Origin of the sequence: Paraburkholderia sp. RL17-373-BIF-A, from assembly GCF_046030175.1 — a bacterium.
Lineage (GTDB): Bacteria > Pseudomonadota > Gammaproteobacteria > Burkholderiales > Burkholderiaceae > Paraburkholderia.
In genome coordinates, this window is sequence record NZ_JARESO010000256.1 from 1 (window position 1) to 1,425 (window position 1,425).

General features: G+C 57.1%; 3 protein-coding genes. 2 read left to right on the forward strand and 1 reads right to left on the reverse strand.

Annotated features, from left to right (window positions below; genetic code table 11):
* Positions 1-187 (forward strand): hypothetical protein (locus P0D80_RS50140; RefSeq protein ID WP_408296180.1); only part of this gene is annotated, 187 nt, incomplete at its 5' end.
* A 71-nt stretch (positions 188-258) separates the two neighbouring features.
* Here P0D80_RS50140 and P0D80_RS50145 read toward each other — a convergent pair.
* Entirely contained in the window at positions 259-465 is a 207-nt protein-coding gene (locus tag P0D80_RS50145) for a DUF6494 family protein (RefSeq protein WP_408296183.1), read from the reverse strand.
* A gap of 40 nt (positions 466-505) precedes the next feature.
* Between P0D80_RS50145 and P0D80_RS50150 the strand changes: the two genes are divergently transcribed.
* Entirely contained in the window at positions 506-679 is a 174-nt protein-coding gene (locus tag P0D80_RS50150) for a hypothetical protein (protein ID WP_408296185.1), read from the forward strand.
* Positions 680-1,425: the final 746 nt, after the last annotated feature.

The window sequence follows — 1,425 nt, forward strand, 5'->3', positions numbered from 1 at the left end:
TGAAAAAGTCGCTACATGGCTTTTGCAATCGGCAAGCAAAAAAATCGACCTCTCAGATCGGCCCACAAGCCGCTCGCGAGCACCGGTCAAGGGTAAGAAGACCCATGAAAGCCTCGCGAGAGAGACGGTCAGCGACTTTTTCAACAGTATCGGCCGGTGCCTGCCTTTGGCGATCCGCCGTGGTTGACGCCGCCGAAACCGCCGCGAACCGTTGCCGAAAGTCGTCGCGGCTGCCGTGCAGAAAACGTCGTCTCGCACTTACTGGAGCGTGACTTCGCCATCAAACTCCACTTTCAGCTTGAACCCTGCAATTTCCAGCGTTACTTTTGCGGGAAACGATTCTGTGCCTGCGATGGTGCCGTCAGCAAGGGCCTTGGCTACTGCGTGTTCGATCTCGCGCTGCGAATTGACGCCAACCATTTTTAGGAACTTGCGTATGCTGAGGTTGAAGACTTCTTCATTCATTGACATCTCCCATTTTCCGTTGAAGGAGAGATTCCCGACAGTGAAGTTAAGCAGGCCGGCGGGCATCCACATGCTATCGAGAGCAACAGCCCCCGGTGACGATGGCGACGATCTTGTCGCCGCCGAGGGTGGTGAGTTCGACTTCCGCATTCACTGCGCCATCGCCGAGGGATGTGATCTTGCCGCGACGTTACGCGGCTACTACGCGGCCTGAGCTAGTTCAAAAGGTGAGCGCGGCAGGGGTTCGCCATCCACGAATGCAGTGGCACTGCGCACGGCAAACGCGAAAGCGCCTTCCTGACTCGCGAACTCTCCGAGATTCCCGAGTGAAGTAGCTTCACCGTCTTCCGCCAAGATCGATGCATGCGCTACAAAGGCTTTGCCATGCTTCGTGACGCAGGGCTGAATTGCTGCGCCGTGGTGATATAGAACCATCGCAACTCCTCTCAGTGATGTTCGCGGAATCGGCGATGGCATTTTAATGTTCCATTTTCGTCAAGGGAAAATGTTACCTTTCCTCGCGGGACGCATAAATAATACATGAGGGCCAAACGGTTTGGCGGGAGTAATTTTTAGCCCGTTTGCGAAGGGGGTTCTGATGGCCGGCCGATTACCACGCGCCCGCTAACCCTTCCCTACGAGTGGACAGATCCGCGTCGCGGCATGCCGGAGCCTTTGCCCCGAAGTCAACGTCATACGCCACCCTCGGCATCTCATTCGGCAACGTCCAGAAGTGCCCCTTCCTGGCCCTCCCAGTCCGACGCCAATCATGCCCTATAACGGACATCTGCGAATGCTGTGCTTCTGTCACGATTAGCCGCAATAGCCGACGACGCGACCGACGTGATCCGCGCGCGAGGGTGTTGTCTGGGCGGAGTCGATGTTCGAACGTCCGTGTGAAAGCTTGGGCCAACGGCCGTAGATGGCCGGACTGTGCCGGATGACGACTGGCTCACGTTG